Source organism: Curtobacterium sp. RIT-PI-V (assembly GCF_025642935.1).
Taxonomy (GTDB): Bacteria; Actinomycetota; Actinomycetes; order Actinomycetales; family Microbacteriaceae; genus Curtobacterium.
The window spans coordinates 22,728-40,285 of record NZ_JANZKM010000002.1 but is presented as its reverse complement, the minus strand read 5'-3'; the positions used below and the strand labels follow the sequence as shown (position 1 = coordinate 40,285).

The following is a 17,558-nucleotide window of genomic DNA, read 5'->3' as shown; positions in this document are numbered from 1 at the left end:
ACACGGTCACGGGTGCAGCCCCTGACCGACCAGTGACATCCGCCACACGTACTCGGAGCGGTCCGGGCGGCGCCAGCGGACGATCACGACGCCGGTGTCCTGCGGATCCGCGCCGAACACGGCGACGGACAGACGTCGACCCGGTTCGAGCCGGTGCACTGCCAACGGCGGGCTGTAGCCGTTGCCGAGGTGGGTGAGGGTCAGCCCGTCGACCGGTTCGTCCCCGGTGTTGACGAGGTCGTACCGGCGCGGGGCCTGCGAGCGGTCGATGGTGAACGGGACGGCGTACGCGGGTGCTGGGTGGTGCATGGGGGGAACGCTAGGGGGAGGGTCCGACGGTGGGGCCCCGGCGCAGCACCGGGGAACCCGTCGCTGTGGAGGGGACACCGTGGTGCCCTGGTTGTGGAGGGGGAGTACCCGACCGGTCAGACGCCGTAGTCGGCGGAGTACTGCGCCAGCGCTTCCTCGATGGTGCCGTCGAGCTGCAGCCGGCCCTTGTCGAGGTACAGACCGCGGTCGCAGAAGCGGCGCAGGTCCTTGTCGCTGTGGGACACGAAGAAGAGCGTCCGCCCGCCGGCCAGGAGCTCCTCGATCCGCTTGTAGCACTTCTCGCGGAAGGCCTTGTCGCCGACGGCGAGGACCTCGTCCACCAGGATGACGGGCTCGTCGAGCCGCGAGATGACCGCGAACGCGATGCGCACCTTCATGCCGCTCGACAGGTGCTTGTACGGGGTGTCGACGAAATCCGCGATCTCGGCGAAGTCGATGATCTCGTCGAAGGCGGCACGGATCTCGGCGCGCGACATGCCGTGCAGGCCGGCGGTGAGGTAGACGTTGTCGCGGACGGACAGGTCGCCGACGAACCCACCGGTGATCTCGATGAGCGGCGCGACACCGGCCCCGACGTCGATCCGGCCCTCGTCCGGCAGCATCACCTGGGCCACGAGTTTCAGGAGCGTGGACTTGCCCTGACCGTTGCGACCGACGACGCCGATCGCCTCGCCCGGACGGACGTCGAACGACACGTTGCGGAGCGCCCAGAACTCGTCGGCACGCTTGCGGCGGCCGCGTCCGGCGAAGAGGTCCTTGAAGTTGCGGCTCGCACGTCGGTTGCGCTTGAAGCAGATGCCGGCGTCGCGCACGGAGATCACCGGTGCGATGGTCTCGGTGCGTCGGGTCTGGTCGGTGGCGGTCATCACAGCTCCTTCAGCACGCGGTGCTCGCTGCGTCGGAACACCGCGAAGCCGATCGCCAGGACGATGCCCGTGATGACCACCGACGCCCCGACCTCGAACCAGTCGAGCTGACTCGGGAAGAACGCGGCACGGTACATCCCGAAGATGCCGGTGAGCGGGTTGACCGCGGCGATCGGTCGCAGGGCGTCGGGCAGCGCGTGCGTGCCGTAGATGATCGGCGATGCGTAGAACAGGAAGCGCAGGACGAGCTTGGTCGCACGCTCGAGGTCGCGGAAGAAGACGACGAGCGGCGCGACGATCAGGCCGAGGCCGTACACCAGCGCGCACTGCAGCACGATCGCCAGCGGGAAGAAGACCACCTGCCAGTGCAGGTGCGCACCCGTCGCGATCGCGAACGCCGCCAGCACCGGCAGGCTCAGCAGGAACTCGATGCCCTTCGACGCGTCGATCCGCGCGACCCAGATGGTGCGGGGGATCGTCGTCGAGCGGATGAGCTTCGACTCCTTGATGAACGCCCGTGTGGAGTCCGAGACGCCCCCGGTGAACCACATCCACGGCAGCAGCGCGGAGAGCAGGAAGACGATGTACGGGTCTTCACCGACCGAGCCGCGGTGGAACACCTGGGTGAAGACGAACCAGTAGATCGCCGACATCACGAGCGGGTCGAGGATCGACCAGACGTACCCGAGCGCCGACGTCGAGTACCGGACGCGGAGATCGCGGACGGTCAGCAGCCAGAGGGCATGACGATAGCGCCGACCGGCGCTCCGGGTCGCCGCTGGTGCGGCAGCCGTGGGCACGGTCGGCGCGCTCGCTGTGGTCACGGTTTCCCTTCGGGCGGAACCGCCGAAGGGGTCCTGACGGAGGTTCAGGCGAACAGGTTGTTCGCGCGCTCGAGGTCCTCGGCGAAGTCGATCTCGACCGCGTACAGGTCCGAGATGTCGATCGGGGACCAGCGTAGCCCGTCCTCGGCGATGGCAGCTTCGATGCCGCCCTCGAAGTACTCCTGGTCGTCGACGCGACCGAGCTGGCGGATGAGGGCCTGCTTGTCGTTCGCCGACACGTAGTTGATGCCGACGGCTTCGCCGAGCCCGCCGACGACCTGCTTGGAGAGCTTGTGGATGAAGCCCTCGGCGTCGACGGTGTACTTGACCTCTTCGTCGGAGACCTTGTCGGTGTTGACGCTGACGAACGAGTGGTCCTCGTCGATCATGTCGGCCGCACGGACGAGCGCCATCGGGTCGAAGACCACGTCGCCGTTCATCCAGAGGACACCGCTCTTGCCGGTCGCCTTGAGGGCGCGCAGCAGGCTCTTCGAGGTGTTGGTGGAGTCGTAGGACTCGTTGTAGACGAAGGACGCGTCGGGGAAGGCCTCGACGATGTGCTCCGACTTGTAGCCGACGACGATCGTCACGCGGGCGCTCGAACCGAACGCGGCGCGGATGTTGTCGAACTGCTGCTGCATGATGGTGCGGCCGTCACTGAGCTCCGTGAGCGGCTTCGGCAGGCTGCGGCCGAGCCGGCTGCCCATCCCCGCTGCGAGGATCACGATCTGCGTGGTCATGCTGGTCCCTTCTGGTGTCCGCCCGCGCGCCCTGGGGCACGGGCGGGCCTCGTCGAGTCTGCTCGCGGAACGTCCGAGTTCGCCGAGAACCGGACGCCGAGGGCCACGGGGGCCGGCTGCTGCGCGGTGTCGGAGAGCCCGCCGGAGCAGGTTTCCAAGTGGTGAACACTCCTTCGTGCCCTGGTGAATGATACGGAAACACCCGCTCAAGGGGTAGATCTGCCGCGCTTCGTACTCATTTCGTGACACTGGAGCGGGCGGTTCCCCGCTGTCCGGAGAGCGTTGGTACGGTTGGGCGATGGCCGCCAGAGCAGAGAACGAGGACGTGTACGCCACGACCGACGCTGCCTGGATGACCGAAGCGAGTGACACCGACGAGCAGGACGCCGACGAGCGTGCCGCGGATCGGGTGGACGCCGCGGCGGGGGACGACGCCGACGACGACGACATGGGGGATCCGGATGCGCGCGACGCCTCCGTTGATGACGAGATGACCGACGACACCACGGCCGCCGACACCACGGCCGCCGACACCGATCCGGTCACCGAGCCGCAGTCGGACGCAGCGCCCGGTACCGCAGCGCGTGCCGCGGCAGCGGCCCCGACGACGACCACCGGCGCCCGACCTGCCAAGCCCCGCACGACGAAGCAACGCACCAAGCGACCGGCGACGGCCGCCGGCGCGACCGGCACCGTGCCTCCCGGCTCCGCGGCGAGCGACGCGACGTCCGCGACGGACGCGACCGCGCATACGGCGCAGGGCGGACCGGAGACCGACGCACCGGAGACCGACACCGCGTCCAGCCCCGCCGCGAAGAAGCGTGCTCCTCGGGCCACCGCGTCCAAGGCCCCGCAGAAGCTGCAGCCCGTCGTGCTCGCCGCGGACGGCCTCGTCAAGCGGTACGGGCAGACCCTCGCCGTCGACGAGGTCGACCTCGAGATCCGCCAGGGCTCGATCTTCGGCGTGGTCGGCCCCAACGGCGCCGGCAAGACGACCACCCTGTCGATGATCACCGGCCTGCTGCGTCCCGACGCCGGGTCCGTCACGGTCCTGGACCACGACGTCTGGGCCGACCCCACGGCCGCCAAGCGCAGCCTCGGCGTGCTGCCGGACCGCCTGCGGCTGTTCGATCGCCTCACCGGTGCGCAGCTGCTCTACTACTCGGCCACCCTGCGCGGTCTCGACGGTGCCACGGCCCGTGAGCGCAGCACCGACCTGGCCGAGGCGTTCGGGCTCGGCGAGGCGCTCGGTCGCCAGGTCGCCGACTACTCGGTGGGCATGGCGAAGAAGATCGCCCTGGCCGCCACGCTCATCCACTCGCCGCGGGTCCTCGTGCTCGACGAACCGTTCGAGTCGGTCGACCCCGTGAGCGCTGCGACCATCACCGACATCCTGCGCCGCTACACGCGCGGCGGTGGCACCGTCGTGCTCTCCAGCCACTCCATGGAGCTCGTGCAGCGCACCTGCGACTCCGTCGCCATCATCGTCGGCGGCAAGGTCCTCGCCTCGGGGACCATGGCCCAGGTGCGCGGTCGCAAGAGCCTCGAGGACAAGTTCGTCGAACTCGCGGGCGGCCGCGTCGTGGCAGAGAGCATGGAATGGTTGCACAGCTTCTCCGGCTGAGGGCCGACCTGCTCGCGGGCGAGGTCCGCGGCAGCGCCCGCCGGTCCGTGCTCGTCGTGCTCGGCAGCCTCGTCGGGCTCCTCGCCGCCGTGTTCGTCGCGACGCAGACGGTCGCGCTGCGCTCCGCCGACCCCGACACGGCCCGCGCGGTCACCGTGCCGGTCGGCACGCTCATCGCGTTCGCGTTCACCGTCGTCCCGCTCGTCGTCGGACGGAGCGACCAGCTCGACCCGCGGCGCTTCGCGGTGTTCGGCATCGGCCGTCGAGGGCTCGCGATCGGCCTGGTCGTCGCCGGGCTGATCGGCGTCCCGGTGATCGGGGTCGTCGTCGTGGCCGTCGCCCAGTCGGTCGCCTGGGCGCGTGACGCCGGTACCGGTGTGCTCGCGGTGATCGGCGGCCTGCTCGCGATCGCCACCTGCGCGCTGCTGGTCCGCGTGTGCTGCACCGTCGGCTCGCGGCTGATCGGTCCGCACCGGTCCCGCGACGCCGGGTGGCTCGTCGCGCTCGTGATCATCGTGCTCGCGATCCCGGCGGTCTCGCTGCTGCTCCGCGTCGACTGGCTCGACCCCGAGGGCACCGAGATGCAGCGCGTCGCGGACGTCGCGGGGTGGACGCCGTGGGGCGCCGCCTGGGCCGTGCCCGCCGAGGTCGCCAGCGGCCACGCCGGCACCGGGTTCCTCAAGCTGCTCGTCGCGATCGCCGTCGTCGCCCTGCTGACCTGGGCGTGGTGGGCGCTCGTCGGTCGGGCGCTCGACACCGTCGACGGTCGCACCCGGACCCGGCGCTACCAGGGGCTCGGCTGGTTCGACCGGCTCGGCTCGACCCCGGTCGCCGCCGTCGCCGCCCGCGCCCTGACCTACTGGGTGCGCGACCCGCGGTACCGCACCTCGTACCTGATCATCCTGTTCGTCCCGCTCGTCGTCATCCCGCTCGGGGTCGCCGGGGTGCCGTGGCACTGGACCGCGCTCGTGCCGTTGCCGCTGATGGCGCTGATCGCCGGGTTCCTGCCGCACAACGACGTCTCGTACGACAACACCGCGGTGTGGCTGCACGTCGCCTCCGGGGCTCCCGGGTGGAGCGACCGTCTCGGCCGTGTCGTCCCGGTGCTCGTCGTCGGTGCGCCGGCGATCGTGGCCGGCTCGGCGGTGTCCGCCTGGTTGTTCGACGACTGGACGGTGTTCCCGCTGCTGATCGGCGTGAGCGCCAGCGCCCTGCTGTCCGGACTCGGGCTGTCGAGCGTCGTGTCCGTCCTGCTGCCCTACCCGACCGTGCGGCCGGGGGACCACCCGTTCCAGCAGCCACAGGCCGCGGGGGTGACGGCGACGGTCGCGCAGTCGATGATGGTGATCGGCATCGTGCTCTGCACCGTCCCGGCGGCGTGGCTCGCGGTGCTGGCCTTCGTCCGCGGCGCCGAGCCGTGGTCGATGCTGACGCTCGCGGTGGGCATCGGGGTCGGCGTGGTCGTGCTCGTCATCGGGATCTTCGCGGGCGGGCGGCTGTTCGACCGGCGCGGCCCGGACCTGCTGGCCGCGGCGCAGCGCAACTAGCGTTCCGGAACGAGCGCAACGCGCGCAGACCGTCGTACCCTGGACCCATGAGCATGACGGAACCAGGCGGCGGCCTCGACGTGATGGACCGGGAGCTCGAGAAGCTCCTCGAAGACGAAGCGATCGAACCCGGCGACCACGAGCGGTTCTCGCACTACGTCAAGAAGGACAAGATCCTGCAGTCCGCCCTGTCCGGCAAGCCGGTCAAGGCGCTGTGCGGCAAGAAGTGGATCCCGGGCCGCGACCCGGAGAAGTTCCCGGTGTGCCCGGACTGCAAGGCCATCTACGAGAAGATGAAGTCCGAGTAGCAGCGACCCCAGGACGGACGGGAGGCCCGTGGCGACGCCGCCACGGGCCTCCCGTCCGTCGTCTGCGTCCGCAGACCGCTCAGATCACCAGGGTGGGGATCGCGGGGTCGCCGCGACCGATGCGCGCGGCGTCCGCCGGCAGCTCGGCCTTCGCCCGCTGGTGGTGCGCTCGCGCGGCCTCGACGCCCTGCGCTCCGAGGAACGCCGGATCGACCACGCCGCCGGTAACCACGGGCACGAGCAGGGGGCGCTCGTCGGGGCCGACCTGTCCGGCGGTGAGCACGACCTCGGCCGTGGCGACACCGTTGCGCAGACGTCGGCCGGCTTCCTTGCGGCCACCGATCGAGGCCTTGTCCGCCGACTTCTTCGCGACGGCGACCCAGTCGTCGCCGTCGGCGGACCGGTGTGCCACGAGCTTGAAGACCATGCCGGCGGCCGGGTGTCCGGAGCCGGAGACCACCGAGGTGCCGACGCCGTACGAGTCGACCGGGGCCGCACGGAGGGCCGCGATCGTGTACTCGTCCAGGTCGTTCGTGACCGTGATCTTCGTGTCGGTCGCGCCGAGCCGGTCGAGCTGCGCCCGGACGGCCGCGACGACCGAGGGCAGGTCGCCGCTGTCGATGCGGACACCGCCGAGCTTGCCGTCGGTCAGTCGGACGGCGGTCTCGACGGCCTGCTCGATGTCGTAGGTGTCGACGAGCAACGTCGTGCCGTTGCCGAGGGCGTCGAGCTGCGACCGGAACGCCTCTTCCTCGGAGTCGTGCAGCAGGGTGAACGCGTGCGCCGCGGTGCCCATCGTCGGGATGCCCCAGGTGCGGCCTGCCTCGAGGTTGCTCGTCGCGCCGAAGCCGGCGATGTACGCGGCCCGTGCTGCGGCGACGGCGTTCCACTCGCCGGTGCGGCGGGAGCCCATCTCGGCGAGCGGACGACCGTCGGCAGCGGAGACCATGCGCGCGGCGGCCGAGGCGATGGCGGAGTCGGCGTTGAAGACCGACAGGGCGAGCGTCTCGAGCACGACGGCCTCGGCGAACGTGCCCTCGATCTGCAGGATCGGGGAGTTGGGGAAGTAGACCTCGCCCTCGCGGTAGGCCCGGACGTCCCCGGTGAACCGGTAGTCGGCGAGGAACGCCGCGGTGCCCTCGTCGATGACCCCGCGGTCGCGCAGGAACCCGATCTCGTCGTCGCCGAAGCGGAAGTCGCCGAGGGCGGTCAGGAACCGGCCGAGGCCGGCCGCGACGCCGTAGCGACGACCGTCGGGCAGGCGCCGGGCGAACACCTCGAAGACGCACCGCCGGTGGGCGGTGCCGTCCTTCAGGGCCGCGTCGACCATGGTGAGTTCGTACTGGTCCGTCAGGAGCGCGCTGGTCACCTCCCCGACACTACTGCGAGCGTCGGTACGCTGGTCACCGTGACGGATGCACCGATCGGAGTCTTCGACAGCGGGGTCGGCGGGCTCACGGTGGCCCGCGCGATCATCGACCAACTGCCGCGCGAGAGCATCCGGTACGTCGGCGACACCGTGCACTCGCCGTACGGCCCGAAGCCCATCGCCGACGTCCGCCGCTACGCGCTCGAGGTCATGGACGACCTGGTCGAACTCGGCGTCAAGGCCCTCGTCATCGCCTGCAACACCGCGTCATCGGCCGTGCTCCGCGACGCCCGCGAACGGTACGAGCAGGCGTACGGCATCCCGGTGGTCGAGGTCATCCAACCCGCTGCCCGCGCCGCCGTGAAGCAGACCCGGACCGGGCGCATCGGCGTCATCGGCACGGTCGGCACCATCACCTCGCGCGCCTACGAGGACGCCTTCGCGGTCGCCTCGGACGTCACCCTGACCCTGGCGGCGTGCCCGCGGTTCGTCGAGTTCGTCGAGGCGGGGGACACCTCGTCGCCGCAGCTGCGCGAGGTCGCCGCCGGGTACCTCGACCCGATCCGCGCCGCCGACGTCGACACCCTCGTGCTCGGCTGCACCCACTACCCGCTGATGTCCGCGGCCATCCAGTACGTGATGGGCCCGGACGTCACCCTGGTGTCGAGTGCCGAGGAGACCGCCAACGACGTGTACCGGCGGCTCGTCGAGCACGGCCTCGAACGCACCTCCACCACCGCCCCGACGTACTCGTTCGAGTCGACCGGCGACGACGAGGACGGGTTCCTGCGGCTCGCCCGCCGGTTCCTCGGCCCCGAGATCGTCCGCGTCGGCCACCTCGAGACCGGCGCCATCACGCTGCCCCGTAGGCGGGCCTGAGCGGCGACCAGCCGCCAGCCGCCGCCCGCTCCGATGACCCGCACCGCGCCTCCAGGCCGGACCGAAAGGACACCATGACCACCCGCATCGACGGCCGCCAGGCCGAGGAACACCGTCCCGTCACCATCGAGCGGGGGTGGAGCACGCAGGCCGAGGGCAGCGCGCTCATCTCGTTCGGCAACACCAAGGTGCTCTGCACCGCCTCGTTCACGAACGGCGTGCCCCGTTGGCTCGCCGGCAAGGGCACCGGCTGGGTCACCGCCGAGTACTCGATGCTGCCGCGGTCGACGAACGAGCGCATGCAGCGCGAGTCGATCAAGGGCAAGGTCGGTGGCCGCACGCACGAGATCTCCCGGCTGATCGGGCGTTCGCTCCGTGCCGTGGTCGACACGAAGGCCCTCGGCGAGAACACCCTGGTCATCGACTGCGACGTGCTGCAGGCCGACGGCGGCACCCGCACAGCGTCGATCACGGGCGCCTACGTGGCGATGGTCGACGCGATCGAGTGGGGCCGCGGCAAGGGCTTCATCGGCAAGAAGGCCACCCCGCTCACAGACAGCGTGCAGGCGATCTCGGTCGGCATCGTCACGGGCGAGCCGATGCTCGACCTGGCGTACACCGAGGACTCCGCCGCCGACACCGACATGAACATCGTCACGACCGGGTCGGGCAAGTTCATCGAGGTGCAGGGGACCGCCGAGCACGCGCCGTTCGACCGCGACGAGCTGAACGTCCTGCTCGACCTGGGCCTGGCCGGCAACCAGTCGCTCGCGGCGATCCAGAAGACCGTGCTGGGGCTCGCGTGACCGGCACCGTCGTCCTCGCCACCCACAACCAGGGCAAGGTCGTCGAGCTCCGCGAGATCCTCGGGTCGGCGCTGGGCGAGGGTGTCGAGCTCGTCGGGTACGACGGCCCCGAGCCGGTCGAGGACGGTGACACCTACGCCGCGAACGCCCTGATCAAGGCCCGTGCCGCGGTCGCCCACACCGGGCTGCCGGCGCTCGCCGACGACTCCGGCATCGCGGTCGACGCGCTCGACGGCGCCCCAGGCATCCACTCGGCGCGGTACGCGGGCACCCGGTCGGACGCCGACAACATCGCGCTGCTGCTGCAGAACCTGGACGGCGTCGTGGAGCGGACCGCTGCCTTCGTGTGCGCGGCCGCGTTCGTCACGCCCGACGGGTTCGAGCACGTGGTCGAGGCGGTGTGGAACGGCGAGGTGCTGACCGCGCCGGTCGGCGACGGCGGACACGGCTACGACCCGGTGTTCCGGCCGGACGACGCCGACCGCTCGTCGGCCGAGCTCACCCGCGACGAGAAGAACGCCCTCTCGCACCGCAGCAAGGCGTTCCGGGGCATCGCGCCGGTCGTGCGGGAGCACTTCGGACTCTGAACCGCCCACCCGCGACGAGGACAGGCCCACACCGAACGGTGTGGGCCTGTCGCGTCCGGTCCGGCGACAGCGACAGCTACAGCTGCGGGTCGACGGCCGTCGACTCGGCCTGGTGCTCGTGCTTCTTCGCCTTGCGGGCGTTCCGGATGTAGGTCAGCGCCATCGGCACGACGGTCACCACGACGGCAGCGAGCAGGATGATGTCGATGTACTCGCGCACGATGTGGGCGACGAACGGGATGTGCCCGATGAAGTACCCGAGGAACGTCACGCCGACGCCCCAGACGACAGCGCCGATCGCGTTGTAGAGCGAGTACTTCTTGTAGTCCATGCGGCCGACGCCGGCGGCGATCGGCGCGAAGGTGCGGACGACCGGCACGAAGCGCGCCAGGATCACCGCGAGCGGGCCGAACCGGTGGAAGAACGCGTTGGTCCGCTCGACGTTCGCCTTGGAGAACAGACCGCTCTCCTTGCGCTCGAAGATCGGCGGACCGGCCTTCTTGCCGATGTAGTAGCCGAGCTCTCCGCCGAGGAACGCCGCCGCGCCGATCATCAGGGCCGCGACCCAGATCGGGATGCCGCCGATCTCGCCGCCGCGGTCGAACGCGAACAGGCCGGTGATGACGAGCAGGCTGTCGCCCGGGAAGATGAAGCCGATCAGCAGACCGGTCTCGGCGAAGACGATCGCACAGACGACGAGCACGGCGACTGCCCCGAAGTGGTCGAGGATGTACTGCGGATCCAGCCATGGGATCAGGGCGAGTGCGACGGAGTGCATGTCTCTTCCGGTCGTGCAGATGCGGTGACGGGAGGGTCACCCGCACGACGAGGGTACCGTCCGCGCGTGACCGGAACGTCCCTCGGTGGTATGAGATGCGCGAGCACGCAACGGTCGGTGCGGAAGGAGGGACTCGAACCCTCACGCCTGGGGCACAGGAACCTAAATCCTGCGTGTCTACCGATTCCACCACTCCCGCGAGCAGCGGCAGTCTACCGAGCGGTCCCTGGTCGGCGGACGTCGGCGGACGTCGCTGGTGCGAGGTTGATCACTCCGTGCGGCGCAGAAAGCGCGCACGGAGTGATCAACCTCGCACGGAGTCGTGGGGGACGGCGGCGCGCGGTGCGCAGCGCGCGTCAGCGCAGCGCGCGCGGCAGGTACCGCGGCACGTACCGCAGCAGCACGCCGGCACCGATCAGGCCGAGCACGCCCATCACACCGCTGGCCACCGCGATCGTCGCGACGGCAGTCACCCCGGAGATCACGAGCGGTGCCGCTGCCGACCCGAAGTCGCCGGTGAACCGCCAGGCTCCGAGGAACGGCGCCGGGTCGTCGCGCGGAGCCAGGTCGGCGCCGAGCGTCATGAGGATGCCGGAGCCGACGCCGTTGGCGAGCGACATCCCCATCGCGATCCCGACGAACCAGCCGACCCGCGCGTCGAGGTGCCCGCTCCAGGCGAGCAGGAAGTAGCTGATGCTCAGCCCGAGCATGCAGGGGAGTGCACTCGCCAACCGCCCCCAGCGGTCCATGATCTGGCCGCTCGTGTAGAACAGCGCGAAGTCGACGGCACCGGCGATGCCGATGATCAGAGCCGCCGTCGAGTCGTCCAACCCGACACTGACCGCCCACAGCGGCAGGATCACCTGGCGTCCGGCACGCATCGCGCCGATGAGCGCGGCACCGCTCCCGAGCCGCAGCAGCACGGCCCGGTTCGTGCGCAACGTCCGGAAGAGGCCGTGCGCCTCCTTGCCGACGAAGACCGCGCCGGTGTCGGTGGACGGCTCGGTCACGCCGGTCGCGTCCGACCCAGACCGGGAGGCCCGTGGCGGCATCCGCAGACCGCGCGCGCCCGTCGCGGGGTCGCGCAGCACCAGGAGCACGGTCGCCGCCGCCAGGCAGCACACGACGTGGATCCAGAACGCACTGGCGGTGGTGCCCGTCAGGTGGATAACACCGGCGGCGAGGAACGGCCCGACGAAGTACCCGAAGCGGAACACCCCGCCCAGACTCGACAGCGCCCGGGCACGGATGCGGACCGGGATCGCGGTCGTCATGTAGGCGTGCCGTGCCAGGGCGAACACCGCGGTCGAGACACCGACCAGGAACACCCCGAGCGCCAGCGCCCATGCGTTCGCCGCGGTCGTGCAGACGACGAGGCCGCCGACCGACACCAGGGCGGCGCCGATCATCGCGTTCCGCTCGCCGATCCGCGCCACGACGATGCCCGACGGTACGTCGCCGATGAGTTCGCCGACCAGGATGAGCGACGCGACGAAGCCCGCGAACGCCAGGGTCGCGCCGAGGGAGTCCGCGGCGATCGGGATGATCGGGATGATCGCGCCCTCGCCGATGGCGAAGAGCGCCGCGGGCAAGAACCCGGACAACAGGACGGACCGGAAGTCGAATGAGTCGTTCCCCGTCGTGGCCATCGCTCGACCAACGGTACGCCAGCGGTAGGGGTTCGTCGGCGGGTTACCCTGGAGGCATGCGTGTTCTGGCGGCGATGAGCGGTGGGGTCGACTCGGCGGTGGCTGCTGCCCGGGCGGTCGACGCCGGGCACGACGTGGTCGGCGTGCACCTGGCGTTGAGCCGGATGCCGGGCACGCTCCGCACCGGCAGCCGCGGGTGCTGCACGATCGAGGACTCGATGGACGCCCAGCGCGCCGCGTCCGCCCTCGGCATCCCCTACTACGTGTGGGACTTCTCGGCCCGGTTCAAGGAGGACGTGGTCGATGACTTCGTCGCCGAGTACCAGGCCGGCCGCACGCCGAACCCCTGCATGCGGTGCAACGAGCGCATCAAGTTCGCCGCCCTGCTCGAGAAGGCACTCGCCCTGGGGTTCGACGCCGTCGCGACGGGGCACTACGCCTCGATCGTCACCGGTCCGGACGGCTCCCGTGAACTGCACCGGTCGGCCGCGTGGGCGAAGGACCAGTCCTACGTGCTCGGGGTCCTGACCGCCGAGCAGCTGCAGCACGCGATGTTCCCGCTCGGGGAGACCCCGTCGAAGGACGAGGTCCGGGCCGAGGCCGCCGAGCGTGGGCTGACGGTCGCGCAGAAGCCCGACTCCTACGACATCTGCTTCATCCCCGACGGCGACACCCGCGGCTGGCTCGCCGACCGCGTCGGCAGCGAGACCGGCGACGTCGTCGAGCGCGACGGCACCGTGGTCGGTTCCCACGACGGCGCGCACGGCTACACGGTCGGGCAGCGCCGCGGCCTGTCGCTCGGGCGCCCCGCCGCCGACGGCAAGCCCCGGTTCGTGCTCGAGATCCGCCCGAAGGACAACACCGTCGTGGTCGGCCCGAAGGAGGCCCTGGCCGTGTCGTCGATGTCGGGCTCCCGCTTCACCTGGGCCGGCACGGCACCGGCCGACCCGCAGACGCCGTTCGCCTGCGACGTGCAGATCCGGGCGCACGCCGACCCGGTGCCGGCGACCGCGCGGGTGCAGGACGACGTGCTCGTGATCGACGTCGACGAGCCACTGCACGAGGTCGCCCCCGGCCAGACGGCCGTGGTCTACGTCGGCACCCGGGTGCTCGGACAGTGCACGATCGACAGCACCGTCAGCGCCGTCCCCGTCGGCGCCTGAGACCGCCGCTCCCGGGCGGTGGGTCCGCTGCACGCGCCGTCGGTGGCACACGGTAGAACTGATGGCATGAGCGAGACCGACGCCACGTTCGAGACCATCGACCCCGACGGGCTCGACGCCGCCCAGGCCGGGCGCGAGGTCGACCGGCTGCGGGCCCGCATCAACGAGCTGCGGCAGGCGTACTACCAGGGCGACAACGGATCACCGGAAGCCGATGCCGACTACGACGTCCTGGTCCGCCGGCTCGATGCGATCGAGCAGCGGTTCCCGGAACTCCTGACCGAGGACAGCCCGACCCAGACCGTCGGCGGGCAGGCGCAGACCACGCAGTTCGCACCGGTCGAGCACGCCGAGCGGATGCTCTCGCTCGACAACGTGTTCAGCCCGGACGAGCTGACCGAGTGGGCCGTCAAGGTGCAGCGCGACGCCGGTTCCGAGCGCGTCCGGTTCCTGACCGAGCTGAAGATCGACGGCCTCGCGATCAACCTGCGCTACGAGCACGGCCGGTTGGTGTCGGCGGCGACCCGTGGTGACGGTGTCGTGGGCGAGGACGTCACCGGCAACGTCCGGACCATGGGTACGATCCCGGACCGGCTGTCGGGGACGGGCCACCCGCCCCTGGTCGAGGTCCGCGGCGAGATCTTCTTCCCGGTCGCCGAGTTCGACGAGCTCAACGCGAACCAGCGCGAGGCGGGGGAACGGGTCTTCGCCAACCCGCGCAACGCCGCCGCCGGGTCCCTCCGGCAGAAGGAAGAGGGCAAGTCCGAGGCGAAGCGCGCGCTCATGGTGGACCGGCTCCGGCGCTTGCGGATGCTGGTGCACGGCATCGGCGCGTGGCCCGTGCGCGAGCTCGAGCAGGAGACCGACGTCCGCTCGCAGTCCGAGGTGTACGAGCTGCTCGAGACCTGGGGTCTGCCGACGAGCAGCCACTACCGGGTCTTCGACACCATCGACGAGGTGAACGCCTTCGTCCGCTCGACGGGTGACCGCCGTGCCTCGGTCGAGCACCAGATCGACGGCGTCGTCGTCAAGGTCGACGACCTCGCCCTGCACGAGGAACTCGGCTCGACGTCACGGGCACCCCGGTGGGCGATCGCGTACAAGTACCCGCCGGAAGAGGTCCACACCAAGCTCGTCGACATCGTCGTCAGCGTCGGGCGGACCGGGCGTGCGACCCCGTTCGCGGTGATGGCCCCTGCCGAGGTCGCCGGGTCGGTCGTCCGCCAGGCCACCCTGCACAACCAGCAGGTGGTCAAGGCCAAGGGCGTCCTGATCGGCGACACCGTCGTGCTGCGGAAGGCCGGCGACGTCATCCCCGAGGTCCTGGGGCCGGTCGTCGACCTGCGCGACGGCACGGAGCGCGAGTTCGTGATGCCGACCCACTGCCCGGAGTGCGGCACCGAGCTCGCCCCCGCGAAGGAAGGCGACATCGACCTCCGTTGCCCGAACGCGAAGAGCTGCCCCGCGCAGGTCCGCGGTCGTGTCGAGCACATCGCATCGCGCGGCTCGCTCGACATCGAGGGCCTCGGCGAGGTCGCAGCCGCAGCGCTCACGCAGCCGCTGCACCCGGAGACCCCGCCGCTCGTGACCGAGGCCGGGCTGTTCGACCTGACGATGCAGGACATCGTCCCGATCGAGGTGATCGTCCGCGACGCCGAGACCGGCATGGAGAAGGTCGACGACGCCGGTTCCCCGAAGCGCGTGACCCCGTTCAGTCGCGCGCGCAAGAAGACCGACCCGCCGTTCGACGCCGACGCCCGCGGGGCCGACTACACCGGCGAGCCGAGCCGCTACCCGTCGAAGAACGCGTTCGAGATGCTCGCGAACATCGACGCGGCCAAGACGAAGCCACTCTGGCGCATCATGGTCGGGCTGAGCATCCGCCACGTCGGACCGGTCGCGGCGCGCGCGCTCGCGAACCACTTCGGGTCGCTCGACCGGATCCGCAGCGCCTCGCGCGAGGAACTCGCGGCGGTCGACGGGGTCGGCGGGATCATCGCCGATGCGCTGTTCGCGTGGTTCGAGGTCGACTGGCACCGCGAGATCATCGACCGCTGGACGACGGCGGGCGTGCAGTTCACCACCCCGGACCACCCCGGGCCCGGGGGCGCGGAGGCCGAGGGCGGTGTCCTGACCGGCGTCACGGTCGTGGCGACCGGGTCGCTCGAGGGGTACACGCGCGAGGGTGCGCTCGAGGCCATCATCACCGCCGGCGGCAAGGCTGCGTCGAGCGTGAGCAAGAAGACGGACTTCGTGGCAGCGGGCCCCGGAGCCGGGTCGAAGCTCACGAAGGCGGAGCAACTGGGGCTCCGGATCATCGACGCCGAGCAGTTCCACCTGCTCGTGACCGAGGGGCCGAGTGCGCTCCCCGAGCCGGAGGTCCCTGCGTCCGAGGGCTGACGCCGGGCGGCAAGCACACCGGCGACGTGGCCGCACACCGCGGCGCGCCGTCCGACGCACCCAGTTCGGGGGACAAGTTGCATCGCGCATGACCGATCCTCGGGCATTCTCCTTACACTCGACAGAGCATCACCCGTCGTCTGCAGGGAGACGGTGGGACGGCCTTCCAGGGGGAGACCCGATTGCTGCTCATCGCCGCGGCTCTGCTCACCGCCTCGATGCACTCGCTCGGAGTGGTCGAGGCCCCCGTCGCGCCTCCGACCCATGCCGCCTCGGCCACCGTCACGGTCGCGCTCGTCTCCGAGCGCCACACGGTGCCCCAGCCGGTCATGACCGGGGGACAGATCGACGTCGACACCGTCGCCGACGCACATGGTCGGGCGTTCCTCGACGACCTCGCGGTCCTCGGTGCCGCTGACCTGCGCCGCGCCGCCGACGACGCGCGGGTCGTGGCGACCGCGCAGGACGACCCACCCGCGGCGGCCGTCGTCGCGCAGTGGTGGGCGGGACTCGGCGCCGACGAACAGGGCACGCTCCTGGTCCACGCGCCGTCGATCATCGGCAACCTCGAGGGCGTGCCGTACGCCGCGCGCGACCGCGCGAACCGGTCGACCCTGACCACCGGACTCGCCGACCCCGACACCGGTGCCGCGCACGCCGCGATGCTCGGACAGGTGCGGGACTCGCTGCGGCGCGAACCCGGTGACCCGCAGCGGTTCCTCATCACGCTCGACACCCGGGCGGCGGGCCGAGCGGCGATCAGCATCGGTGACCTCGACACCGCGGCGGACGTCACCGTCATCGTCCCCGGGATGTTCTTCACCGTGACCGGGCAGATGGCCGACTTCACGAACACCGCCAACGACCTCGCGAGCGAGCAGGCGACCCTCGCCCCGCTGGCCGCCGGTGGCTCCGGCGACGGGACGGGCGTCGCCGTCGTGGCGTGGATGGGCTACCGCACGCCCGACCTGTCGAACATCATGTCGCTCAGCCTTGCCGACTCCGGGGCGCAGCGACTCGAGCGCACCGTCGACGGCCTGCGGCAGATCCGCGACGGCGACCAGCCCCGGCTGAACATCGTGGCGCACTCCTACGGGTCGACGACGGCGCTCATGGCGCTCGCCTCCGGACGGATGAGCGCCGACACCCTCACCGTGCTCGGGTCTCCGGGCAGTGACGTCCGGTCGGCGGCGGACCTGGACGTCGCCTCGGACGAGGTGTTCGTCGGTGTCGCGCACAGCGATCCGATCGCGGGGTCCGGGTACTACGGCACGGACCCGGGCGGTTCGGCGTTCGGTGCCACCGTGATGAACCTGGCCGGTGGTGCCGACGCACTGGCCGCCGGGGAGCTGTTCCGCCGTCCGGTCGGGCACAACGACTACCTCAAGCCGGGCACCGCATCGTTGCACGACGTCGCCCTGATCGGGATCGGCCGTGGTGACCTCGTGCGCGAGCAGGTCCGACGCGGCAGCACCGGTGACGACGGTGTCGTCGGTGCGTCGGTGGACATGTACCTGGTCCGTCCGCAGGACCTGCAGCCGCGCGACTGACGGGGTGACGCCCCGGGCGTGACCGGATCGTGACCGGCGGCCGACGTGCCGGGGCCGCACCGGGCCTCCCGGCCGGATCCGCGACCCAGCGCGGATCGCGACCAGCGACAGGTGTTGCCTGAACGGCAACCTGAGCGA

16 protein-coding genes and 1 tRNA gene are annotated in these 17,558 nt (G+C 71.0%); 9 read left to right on the top strand and 8 right to left on the bottom strand.

Annotated elements, in window-relative coordinates:
* Positions 1-6: 6 nt before the first annotated feature.
* From OGL88_RS02340 to OGL88_RS02325, 4 genes are all read right to left on the bottom strand, one after another.
* Positions 7-309 (bottom strand): hypothetical protein, encoded by a 303-nt coding sequence (locus OGL88_RS02340; protein ID WP_111085009.1) that lies wholly within the window; start codon positions 307-309, stop codon positions 7-9.
* Positions 310-425: 116 nt separating this feature from the next.
* A complete protein-coding gene (locus OGL88_RS02335; protein WP_205464143.1) occupies positions 426-1,196 on the bottom strand; it encodes an ABC transporter ATP-binding protein in 771 nt (256 codons plus the stop codon).
* Entirely contained in the window at positions 1,196-2,020 is an 825-nt protein-coding gene (locus OGL88_RS02330) for an ABC transporter permease (protein ID WP_374114415.1), read from the bottom strand. The genes OGL88_RS02335 and OGL88_RS02330 overlap by 1 nt, the downstream gene beginning before the upstream one ends.
* A gap of 44 nt (positions 2,021-2,064) precedes the next feature.
* Positions 2,065-2,760: a phosphocholine cytidylyltransferase family protein gene (locus OGL88_RS02325; protein WP_111085011.1), complete on the bottom strand. Its 696-nt coding sequence runs from the start codon at positions 2,758-2,760 to the stop codon at positions 2,065-2,067.
* A 298-nt stretch (positions 2,761-3,058) separates the two neighbouring features.
* On the opposite strand from OGL88_RS02325, the gene OGL88_RS02320 reads away from it, so the two are divergent.
* Genes OGL88_RS02320 through OGL88_RS02310 form a run of 3 tightly spaced genes read left to right on the top strand, consistent with a single transcriptional unit; the run spans position 3,059 to position 6,239 of the window.
* Entirely contained in the window at positions 3,059-4,384 is a 1,326-nt protein-coding gene (locus OGL88_RS02320; RefSeq protein ID WP_263089405.1) for an ABC transporter ATP-binding protein, read from the top strand.
* Positions 4,360-5,931 carry an ABC transporter permease gene (locus OGL88_RS02315; protein ID WP_263089404.1) on the top strand — a complete coding sequence of 524 codons (1,572 nt, stop codon included), beginning with the start codon at positions 4,360-4,362 and terminating at the stop codon, positions 5,929-5,931. The genes OGL88_RS02320 and OGL88_RS02315 overlap by 25 nt, the downstream gene beginning before the upstream one ends.
* A 47-nt stretch (positions 5,932-5,978) precedes the next feature.
* A complete protein-coding gene (locus OGL88_RS02310) occupies positions 5,979-6,239 on the top strand; it encodes a DUF3039 domain-containing protein (protein WP_111033217.1) in 261 nt (86 codons plus the stop codon).
* 79 nt (positions 6,240-6,318) lie between these two features.
* On the opposite strand, the gene OGL88_RS02305 is transcribed toward OGL88_RS02310, so the two are convergent.
* Complete coding sequence (locus tag OGL88_RS02305) at positions 6,319-7,569, bottom strand: nicotinate phosphoribosyltransferase (protein ID WP_374114418.1); 1,251 nt, start codon at positions 7,567-7,569, stop codon at positions 6,319-6,321.
* A gap of 78 nt (positions 7,570-7,647) precedes the next feature.
* On the opposite strand from OGL88_RS02305, the gene murI reads away from it, so the two are divergent.
* The 3 genes from murI to rdgB all read left to right on the top strand — a co-directional run bounded on the left by murI (position 7,648) and on the right by rdgB (position 9,880).
* Complete coding sequence (gene murI / locus OGL88_RS02300) at positions 7,648-8,487, top strand: glutamate racemase (protein WP_263089403.1); 840 nt, start codon at positions 7,648-7,650, stop codon at positions 8,485-8,487.
* Positions 8,488-8,561: 74 nt separating this feature from the next.
* Positions 8,562-9,293: a ribonuclease PH gene (gene rph, locus OGL88_RS02295; protein WP_111085013.1), complete on the top strand. Its 732-nt coding sequence runs from the start codon at positions 8,562-8,564 to the stop codon at positions 9,291-9,293.
* Positions 9,290-9,880 (top strand): RdgB/HAM1 family non-canonical purine NTP pyrophosphatase, encoded by a 591-nt coding sequence (gene rdgB / locus OGL88_RS02290; RefSeq protein ID WP_123340733.1) that lies wholly within the window; start codon positions 9,290-9,292, stop codon positions 9,878-9,880. Before rph ends, rdgB begins: the two co-directional genes overlap by 4 nt.
* A gap of 76 nt (positions 9,881-9,956) precedes the next feature.
* Here rdgB and OGL88_RS02285 read toward each other — a convergent pair whose 3' ends face one another.
* From OGL88_RS02285 to OGL88_RS02275, 3 genes are all read right to left on the bottom strand, one after another.
* Positions 9,957-10,658, bottom strand: coding sequence for a DedA family protein (locus OGL88_RS02285; RefSeq protein WP_205464149.1), 702 nt, complete (start codon positions 10,656-10,658; stop codon positions 9,957-9,959).
* Positions 10,659-10,776: 118 nt separating this feature from the next.
* Positions 10,777-10,857 (bottom strand) — tRNA-Leu (locus OGL88_RS02280).
* A 157-nt stretch (positions 10,858-11,014) separates the two neighbouring features.
* A complete protein-coding gene (locus tag OGL88_RS02275) occupies positions 11,015-12,307 on the bottom strand; it encodes an MFS transporter (protein ID WP_263089402.1) in 1,293 nt (430 codons plus the stop codon).
* Between the two features lie 56 nt (positions 12,308-12,363).
* Between OGL88_RS02275 and mnmA the strand changes: the two genes are divergently transcribed.
* The 3 genes from mnmA to OGL88_RS02260 all read left to right on the top strand — a co-directional run bounded on the left by mnmA (position 12,364) and on the right by OGL88_RS02260 (position 17,420).
* Positions 12,364-13,470 carry a tRNA 2-thiouridine(34) synthase MnmA gene (mnmA, locus tag OGL88_RS02270; protein ID WP_263089401.1) on the top strand — a complete coding sequence of 369 codons (1,107 nt, stop codon included), beginning with the start codon at positions 12,364-12,366 and terminating at the stop codon, positions 13,468-13,470.
* Positions 13,471-13,536: 66 nt separating this feature from the next.
* Positions 13,537-15,870 (top strand): NAD-dependent DNA ligase LigA, encoded by a 2,334-nt coding sequence (gene ligA / locus OGL88_RS02265; protein ID WP_263089400.1) that lies wholly within the window; start codon positions 13,537-13,539, stop codon positions 15,868-15,870.
* A 182-nt stretch (positions 15,871-16,052) separates the two neighbouring features.
* The gene (locus tag OGL88_RS02260; RefSeq protein WP_263089399.1) at positions 16,053-17,420 is read left to right on the top strand and encodes an alpha/beta hydrolase family protein; all 1,368 of its coding nucleotides are present in this window, start codon (positions 16,053-16,055) and stop codon (positions 17,418-17,420) included.
* Positions 17,421-17,558: the final 138 nt, after the last annotated feature.

Coding starts and splice junctions, on each gene's coding strand:
- OGL88_RS02325 (WP_111085011.1), bottom strand. CDS start 2,760: ATGACCACGCAGATCGTGATCCTCGCAGCGGGGATGGGCAGCCGGCTC.
- OGL88_RS02310 (WP_111033217.1), top strand. CDS start 5,979: ATGAGCATGACGGAACCAGGCGGCGGCCTCGACGTGATGGACCGGGAG.
- rph (WP_111085013.1), top strand. CDS start 8,562: ATGACCACCCGCATCGACGGCCGCCAGGCCGAGGAACACCGTCCCGTC.
- OGL88_RS02305 (WP_374114418.1), bottom strand. CDS start 7,569: ATGGTCGACGCGGCCCTGAAGGACGGCACCGCCCACCGGCGGTGCGTC.
- OGL88_RS02320 (WP_263089405.1), top strand. CDS start 3,059: ATGGCCGCCAGAGCAGAGAACGAGGACGTGTACGCCACGACCGACGCT.
- OGL88_RS02285 (WP_205464149.1), bottom strand. CDS start 10,658: ATGCACTCCGTCGCACTCGCCCTGATCCCATGGCTGGATCCGCAGTAC.
- ligA (WP_263089400.1), top strand. CDS start 13,537: ATGAGCGAGACCGACGCCACGTTCGAGACCATCGACCCCGACGGGCTC.
- OGL88_RS02315 (WP_263089404.1), top strand. CDS start 4,360: ATGGTTGCACAGCTTCTCCGGCTGAGGGCCGACCTGCTCGCGGGCGAG.
- mnmA (WP_263089401.1), top strand. CDS start 12,364: ATGCGTGTTCTGGCGGCGATGAGCGGTGGGGTCGACTCGGCGGTGGCT.
- OGL88_RS02335 (WP_205464143.1), bottom strand. CDS start 1,196: ATGACCGCCACCGACCAGACCCGACGCACCGAGACCATCGCACCGGTG.
- OGL88_RS02340 (WP_111085009.1), bottom strand. CDS start 309: ATGCACCACCCAGCACCCGCGTACGCCGTCCCGTTCACCATCGACCGC.
- OGL88_RS02275 (WP_263089402.1), bottom strand. CDS start 12,307: ATGGCCACGACGGGGAACGACTCATTCGACTTCCGGTCCGTCCTGTTG.